At 73.8% G+C, this 7,697-nt stretch carries 7 protein-coding genes; 5 read left to right on the forward strand and 2 right to left on the reverse strand.

The window, feature by feature from the left end; translation table 11 throughout:
* Positions 1–128: 128 nt before the first annotated feature.
* Positions 129–1,853 carry a phenylacetic acid degradation protein PaaN gene (gene paaN, locus AXW62_RS31585; protein ID WP_060947511.1) on the reverse strand — a complete coding sequence of 575 codons (1,725 nt, stop codon included), beginning with the start codon at positions 1,851–1,853 and terminating at the stop codon, positions 129–131.
* A gap of 129 nt (positions 1,854–1,982) precedes the next feature.
* Between paaN and AXW62_RS31590 the strand changes: the two genes are divergently transcribed.
* Together AXW62_RS31590 and AXW62_RS31595 are read left to right on the forward strand one after the other, a co-directional pair.
* Complete coding sequence (locus AXW62_RS31590) at positions 1,983–3,500, forward strand: 3-hydroxyacyl-CoA dehydrogenase (RefSeq protein WP_060947512.1); 1,518 nt, start codon at positions 1,983–1,985, stop codon at positions 3,498–3,500.
* Between the two features lie 2 nt (positions 3,501–3,502).
* Positions 3,503–4,096: a TetR/AcrR family transcriptional regulator gene (locus AXW62_RS31595; RefSeq protein WP_030827893.1), complete on the forward strand. Its 594-nt coding sequence runs from the start codon at positions 3,503–3,505 to the stop codon at positions 4,094–4,096.
* A 173-nt stretch (positions 4,097–4,269) separates the two neighbouring features.
* Here the strand turns inward: AXW62_RS31595 and AXW62_RS31600 are convergent, their stop codons facing one another.
* Positions 4,270–4,758: an Lrp/AsnC family transcriptional regulator gene (locus tag AXW62_RS31600; protein ID WP_030827896.1), complete on the reverse strand. Its 489-nt coding sequence runs from the start codon at positions 4,756–4,758 to the stop codon at positions 4,270–4,272.
* 182 nt (positions 4,759–4,940) lie between these two features.
* Between AXW62_RS31600 and pdhA the strand changes: the two genes are divergently transcribed.
* The 3 genes from pdhA to AXW62_RS31615 form a co-directional block, all read left to right on the forward strand.
* Entirely contained in the window at positions 4,941–6,077 is a 1,137-nt protein-coding gene (gene pdhA / locus AXW62_RS31605; RefSeq protein WP_060947513.1) for a pyruvate dehydrogenase (acetyl-transferring) E1 component subunit alpha, read from the forward strand.
* Positions 6,074–7,126 carry an alpha-ketoacid dehydrogenase subunit beta gene (locus AXW62_RS31610; protein WP_060947514.1) on the forward strand — a complete coding sequence of 351 codons (1,053 nt, stop codon included), beginning with the start codon at positions 6,074–6,076 and terminating at the stop codon, positions 7,124–7,126. The genes pdhA and AXW62_RS31610 overlap by 4 nt, the downstream gene beginning before the upstream one ends.
* Positions 7,123–7,697 (forward strand): biotin/lipoyl-containing protein (locus AXW62_RS31615; RefSeq protein ID WP_174556458.1); only part of this gene is annotated, 575 nt, incomplete at its 3' end. The genes AXW62_RS31610 and AXW62_RS31615, both read left to right, overlap by 4 nt.

Consider the following 7,697-nt stretch of genomic DNA (forward strand, 5'->3'; position numbering starts at 1 on the left):
GCACATTGCCACAGGGGCTGGCTGGGCACGGCCGGGGGCGGCCGGAGGTCGCGGCGGCCGGGGCGGAGGGACGGGCCGGGAAGGGCCGGGGCATGCGCGGTGCCACACGCCCCGGCGGCCGGGCCCCGCTACTCCGCCGGGCGGCGGACCTCGACCATGCGGAAGCGGCCGGCCACGAACGCTGCGTCGCAGAGCGTGGCGTTGGCCGACGGATTGCCGCCGCTGCCGTGGAAGTCGGAGAAGGCCGCGGTCTGGTTCACATACACCCCGCCGGTCAGATTGAGCGACAGCTGGGCGCACTCCTCCAGACACGCCTCCTCGATCAGCCGCTCCGCCTCCGGTGAGGTGGTGTACGCGCCGACCGTCATCGCACCCTTGTCCCGGGTGGTCCGGCGCAGCAGCGCGACCGCGTCCTCCGTGGAGTCGACGGCGACGGCGAAGGAGACCGGGCCGAAGCACTCGGACAGATAGGGCGCGTCCGCGTCCGCCCCCTCCCAGAACTTCCGCGCGCCGTCGGCCTTGACCATCAGCGGCGTGCGGACCGTGGCCTCGGGGAAGTCGGGGTGGGTCACCGGGCGGGAGGCCAGAGCGACGCCGCCCAGGCCGGGCGCGGCCTCCAGCCGCTCCTGGACCCGCGGGCCCACGATCGCGCCCAGCAGGGCGCTCGCCCGTGCGTCGTCGGCCAGCAGCCCGTCCACCGCCGCCGCCAGGTCGGCCACCACCTCGTCGTACGTCTTGGGGCCGGCGTCGGTGGTGATGCCGCCGCGGGGGATCAGCAGGTTCTGCGGGGTGGTGCACATCTGGCCGCTGTAGAGGGACAGCGAGAACGCCAGATTGGCCAGCATGCCCCGGTAGTCGTCGGTGGAGTCGATGACGACCGTATTGACCCCCGCCTTCTCCGTGAAGACCAGGGCCTGGCGGGCGTGGGTCTCCAGCCAGTCGCCGAACGCGGTCGAGCCCGTGTAGTCGATGATGCGGATCTCGGGGCGGACGGCGAGGACCTTGGCGATCCCCTCGTCCGGCCGCTCGGCGGCCAGCGCCACCAGATCGGGGCTGAACCCGGCCTCCTTCAGCACCTCGCGCGCCACCTGGACGGTCAGCGCCAGCGGCAGCACGGCCTGGGGATGCGGCTTGACCAGCACCGGATTGCCGGTGGCGAGGGAGGCGAAGAGCCCGGGATAGCCGTTCCACGTCGGGAAGGTGTTGCAGCCGATCAGCAGCGCGATACCGCGCGGGACGGCCGTGAACGTCTTGCGCAGGCGCAGCGGGTCGCGCTTGCCCTGGGGCTTGGACCAGTCCGCGGCGGCCGGCGTGCGGGTCTGCTCGGCGAAGGCGTACGCCACCGCCTCCAGGCCGCGGTCCTGGGCGTGCGGGCCGCCGGCCTGGAAGGCCATCATGTACGCCTGTCCGCTGGTGTGCATGACCGCCTGGGCGAACTCGTGCGACCGGGCGCCGATGCGGGCCAGGATCTCCAGGCACACCACGGCCCGCGTCTCGGGGCCGGCCTCCCGCCAGGCGGGCATCCCCTTGCGCATCGCGGGGAGGAGCACCTCGATGTCCGGATGCGGATACTCCATGCCCATCTCCGCCCCGAACGGCGAGACCTCCGAGCCCGTCCAGCCGTCGGTGCCCGGCTGGTCCAGCTCCAGGCGCTTGCCGCGCAGCGCCTCGAACGCCGCCTGGCCCTCGGCGACGCTCAGGCTCGGGCGCCCGCCCCGGGCCTCGCCGCCGTAAGCCTTCGGGTGCTCGGGGTGCGGGGACCAGTAAGCGCGGGTACGGATCGCCTCCAGGGCCTGGTCGAGGGTGGGGCGGTGCTCTTGCGTCAACTGCGCGGTGGTGAGTGCGGCGGTCACGACTGACCAACTCCTCGTCGAGCTGGGGCTGGGCTGGGAAGGGCGACAGAGCTAGAGTAACCGAACGATCGGTCGGGACAAGAGGGCCTGACGAACCTGTGGACAACTTCGTCGAAAAGGATCTCCGGTATGACTGGCATCGACCGTGGGACCGGCCGCGCCGGCCTCGTCGCCGTCATCGGCACCGGCACGATGGGCCAGGGAATCGCCCAGGTGGCGCTGGCCGCGGGGCACCCCGTGCGGCTCTACGACGCGGCGCCCGGCCGTGCCGCCCAGGCCGCCGGCGCCATCGCGGCCCGGCTCGGCAGGCTGGTCGCCAAGGGGGCGCTGCCGGCCGCCGACCGCGACACGGCCCTCGGCCGGCTCGCGCCCGTGGCCGACCTCGCGGACCTGGCCGACGCGGAGCTGGCCGTCGAGGCGATCCTGGAAGAGCTGGGCGCCAAGCAGCAGCTGTTCACCGCCCTGGAGTCGGTGGTCTCCGACGGCTGTCTGCTCGCCACCAACACCTCCTCCCTCTCCGTCACGGCCGTCGCGGGCGTGCTGCGCCGCCCCGGCCGCCTGATCGGCCTGCACTTCTTCAACCCGGCCCCACTGATGCCGCTGGTGGAGGTGGTGCGCGGCGCCGCCACGGACCAGGCCGCCGCCGACCGCGCGTACGCCACCGTCGCGGCCTGGGGGAAGACCCCGGTGCGCTGTGCCGACACCCCCGGGTTCATCGTCAACCGGATCGCCCGCCCCTTCTACGCCGAGGCGTTCCGGGCGTACGAGGAGCACGGCGCCGACCCCGCCACGCTCGACGCCGTGCTGCGCGAGTCCGGCGGCTTCCGGATGGGCCCCTTCGAGCTCACCGACCTGATCGGCCAGGACGTGAACGAGTCCGTCACCCGATCCGTGTGGGAAGCGCTGTTCCACGATCCGAAATTCACCCCGTCGCTCGCTCAGCGCCGGCTCGTCGCCTCCGGGCGGCTCGGGCGCAAGACCGGCCACGGCTGGTTCGACCACACCGAGGGCGCCGGCCGGCCCGGTCCGCACACCGCCGGACCGTGCGAGCCGCCGGGCAAGGTCACCCTCCACGGCGACCTGGGACCCGCCGCGGAACTCGTCGGGCTCATGGCGGAGGCGGGCATCCCGGTGACCCGCGAGCCCGCCGGGAGCCATCTGTCCCTCCCGGACGGCACCCGCCTGTCCCTGACGGACGGCACGACGGCCACCTGCGACCCCTTCGCCGCCTCGGTCCGCTTCGATCTGGCGCTGGACTACCGCACCGCGGGCCGCGTCGCCCTCGCGCCGTCCCCGGCCGTCCCCGAGGCGTCCCTGCGCTCCGCGATCGGCCTGTTCCAGGCGCTCGGCAAGCGGGTCAGCGTGGTCCAGGACATCCCCGGCATGATCGTGGCCCGCACGGTCGCGATGCTGGTGGACTTCGCCGAGGACGCCGCCGCCCGCGGTGTGGCGGACCCCGAGGACATCGACACCGCCATGCTCACCGGCGTCAACTACCCGCGCGGACCGCTGGCATGGGGGCGTGCGCTCGGCGCCCGCTGGGTGCGCGACACCCTGCGCAATCTCCACGAAGCCTGCCCCACCGGCCGCTACGCCCCCTCGCAGGCGCTGATCCGGCGTGCGGCCGCCGAAGAGAAACTGCTCTAATCATGACCATGGCCAAGCGCGACACCTACACGCCCGAATCGCTGCTCGCGGTTGCCGTGGAGGTGTTCAACGAGCGCGGCTACGACGGCACCTCCATGGAACACCTCTCCCGGGCCGCGGGCATCTCCAAGTCCTCCATCTACCACCATGTGAAGGGCAAGGAGGAGCTGCTCAGGCTCGCCATAAGCCGTGCCCTGGACGGACTGTTCGGCATCCTCCGGGAGCCCGCCGCACGCGAGGGACGGGCGGTCGAGCGGCTGGAGCACGTGGCCCGGCGGACCGCCGAGGTGCTGATGGAGGAGCTGCCCTACGTCACCCTGCTGCTGCGCGTCCGGGGCAACACGGACACCGAGCGGTGGGCCATGGAGCGGCGCCGGGAGTTCGACCACCAGGTCGCCGAGCTGCTCAAGCAGGCAGCGGCCGATGGCGATCTGCGGTCCGACGTGGACGCCCGGCTGGCGACCCGGCTGCTCTTCGGCATGATCAACTCCATTGTGGAGTGGTACCGGCCGGGCCGCGGCGGGGCCGCGACCTCCCACGAGGTGGCCGAGGCCGTGGTCCGTACGGCCTTCGCGGGCCTGCGCACCCAGGGATAGCCGGGGCCCGGGGCCGGGCGGTGACGGGGGCCGGGGCGGAGACCGGGGCCGGACGGGTGCAGGGGCGAACGGACCCGGGGCCGGGACGGGGGTTCCGGGGTCGGCCGGGGGCCGGACGCGGTCCGGCGCCGGACGGGGGTCGGACGCGGCGCGGAGCCGGACGGGGCCGGTCGCTAGGGCTCCGAGTCCAGATCCGTCTCCTCGAACACCAGGAGCGTCCGGGTGCTCAGCACCTCCGGTATGGCCTGGATGCGGGTGAGGACCAGCTCGCGCAGCGAGCGGTTGTCCTCGGTGTGCACCAGCAGCAGGACGTCGAAGTCCCCGCTGACCAGGGCGATGTGGGCGGCCCCGGGGAGCTGCCGGAGCTGTTCGCGCACGGTGCGCCAGGAGTTCTGGACGATCTTCAGCGTGATGTACGCGGAGGCGCCCTGCCCGGCCCGCTCCTGGTCCACCCGGGCGCTGAAGCCGCGGATCACCCCGTCGTCGATCAGTCGGTTGATCCGGGCGTAGGCGTTGGCGCGCGAGACGTGAACCTGTTCGGCCACGGAGCGTATCGAGGCGCGGCCGTCCGTCCTGAGCAGCCGCAGGATGTCGTGGTCGATGGAGTCCAGGGGGCGCGCCGGGGGTTTGCCGTCCGGATTGGCCATCTGTTCGCCCCGCATGTCGCCCCGCCTCCCCTTCATGGACGTCCTGTCTTCATCACAGGCCCTGCAGAACCGTTTGTCCACAGGCCCGGGTCGCCTGTAGCCAAAATGCGTCAACGACCGAACAATCGGTAGGGGAGGGCGATGCCGCACGGCACGCCCCGCCCTCCCGCCGTACGCCACGCCCAGGAGGTCGCGTCATGACGGTCCTTGAGCAGCCCGGTGCCTACCGGCCCACTCCCCCGCCCGGCTGGCAGCCCCGCGTCGACGCCGCGCCGCTGCTGCCCGACACCGAGCCGTACCGTGTGCTGGGCACCGCCGCTGCCGCCGACGTCTCCCCCGATCTGCTGACCCGGCTCCACCGCGAGCTGGTGCGTGGCCGCCGTTACAACGCGCAGGCCACCGCCCTCACCCGGCAGGGCCGGCTGGCCGTCTATCCCTCCTCCACCGGCCAGGAAGCCTGTCAGGTGGCGGCCGGGCTGGTGCTGGAGGAGCGCGACTGGCTCTTCCCCAGCTACCGCGACACCCTGGCCGCCGTCGTCCGCGGGCTCGACCCCGTCGAGGCCCTGACCCTGCTGCGCGGCGACTGGCACTCCGGCTACGACCCCCACGCACACCGCGTCGCCCCGCTGTGCACCCCGCTGGCCACCCAGCTGCCGCACGCCGTGGGCCTGGCCCACGCCGCCCGCCTCAAGGGCGACGACGTCGTGGCCCTCGCCCTGGTCGGCGACGGCGGCACCAGCGAGGGCGACTTCCACGAGGCCCTCAACTTCGCGGCCGTCTGGCACGCCCCGGTCGTCTTCCTGGTCCAGAACAACGGCTTCGCCATCTCCGTCCCGCTCGCCAAGCAGACCGCCGCGCCCTCCCTCGCCCACAAGGCGGTCGGATACGGGATGCCCGGCCGCCTGGTGGACGGGAATGACGCGGCCGCCGTCCACCAGGTCCTGGCGGATGCGGTGCGCCGGGCCCGCGCCGGAGGCGGCCCCACCCTCGTCGAGGCGGTCACCTACCGCATCGACGCCCACACCAACGCCGACGACGCCACCCGCTACCGCGCCGACTCCGAGGTCGATGCCTGGCGGGCCCACGACCCGATAGCGCTGCTGGAGGACGCCTTGCGGGGGCGCGGGCTGCTGGACGAGGAGGGCGTCCGGGCCGTGCGGGAGTCCGCGGAGCGGCTCGCCGCCGATCTGCGGACGCGCATGCACCAGGACCCGGTCCTGGATCCCGCGGAGCTCTTCGACCACGTCTACGCCGACCGGACCAGCCAGCTGCGCGAGCAGGCGGCCCAGCTGCGCGCGGAGCTCGACGCCGAGGCCGGGGAGGGGCAGCGATGACCACCGCCGTCGGGGCCGACACCGCCCGTAAGCCCGCCACCATGGCGCAGGCCCTCGGCCGCGCGCTGCGCGACGCCATGGCCGCCGATCCGTCCGTCCATGTCCTCGGGGAGGACGTCGGCACCCTCGGCGGCGTCTTCCGGATCACCGACGGGCTCGCCGAGGAGTTCGGCGAGGACCGCTGTACGGACACGCCGCTCGCCGAGGCGGGCATCCTCGGCACCGCGGTCGGCATGGCCATGTACGGGCTGCGGCCGGTGGTCGAAATGCAGTTCGACGCCTTCGCGTACCCGTCCTTCGAGCAGCTCATCAGCCATGTCTCGCGGATGCGCAACCGCACCCGGGGCGCGATGCCGATGCCGATCACCGTGCGGGTGCCCTACGGGGGCGGCATCGGCGGGGTCGAGCACCACAGCGACTCGTCCGAGATCTACTACATGGCCACCCCCGGACTCCACGTCGTCGCCCCCGCGACCGTCGCCGACGCCTACGGGCTGCTGCGCGCCGCCATCGCCTCCGACGACCCCGTGATCTTCCTCGAGCCCAAGCGGCTGTACTGGGCCAAGGCCGACTGGTCGGCCGACGCGCCCGAGCAGGTGCCGCCGATCGGGCGCGCGGTGGTGCGCAGGCCCGGCAGCGGCGGCCGGCGGGCCGCGACCTTGATCTCCTACGGCCCCTCCGTGCCGGTGTGCCTCGAAGCCGCCGAGGCGGCCCGGTCCGAGGGCTGGGACCTCGAAGTCGTCGATCTGCGCTCGCTCGTCCCCTTCGACGACGAGACGGTCTGCGCCTCGGTACGGCGGACCGGACGCGCGGTGGTGGTCCATGAGGCGGCCGGTTTCGGCGGGCCCGGCGGGGAGATCGCCGCCCGGGTCACCGAGCGCTGCTTCCACCACCTGGAGGCGCCCGTGCTGCGCGTCGCCGGATTCGACATCCCCTACCCGCCGCCCATGCTGGAGCGGCACCATCTGCCCGGTGTGGACCGGGTGCTGGACGCCGTCGCCCGCCTGCAGTGGGAGGCGGAGTGGACCGAGGGGAGTGCGGTCCGATGACGGTCGTACGGGAGTTCACACTGCCCGATCTGGGCGAGGGGCTGACCGGCGCCGAGATTGTGCGCTGGCTGGTCCAGGTCGGTGAGGTGGTCGCGGTCGACCAGCCGGTGGTGGAGGTCGAGACGGCCAAGGCGATGGTGGATGTGCCGTGTCCCTACGGCGGTGTGGTGACCGCCCGTTACGGCGAGGAGGGCGCGGAGGTGCCGGTGGGGGCGCCGCTGATCACGGTCGCCGTGCCGGAGGGCTCGGACGACGGTGCCGGTCCGCCCGACCGGCCGGCCACCGCGGGCGAGGAATCCGGCAATGTGCTGGTCGGCTACGGCACGGCCGCGCCCGCCGCGCGGCGCCGTCGCGTCCAGCCCTCCCCCCGGCCGCCGCACGGGACGACGGCGGTGCGGAACGGCGCGGAGCCCATCCCGGTGATCTCCCCCCTGGTGCGGCGGCTGGCCCGGGAGCACGGCGTCGATCTGCGGCAGCTCAGGGGCTCCGGGCCCGAGGGTCTGATTCCCCGGGCCGATGTCGAGCGAGCGGTCGGGGCGACGGCCCCCGCCCCCGCGACGGCGGCTCCCCC

Source organism: Streptomyces hygroscopicus subsp. hygroscopicus (assembly GCF_001553455.1).
GTDB lineage: Bacteria > Actinomycetota > Actinomycetes > Streptomycetales > Streptomycetaceae > Streptomyces > Streptomyces hygroscopicus.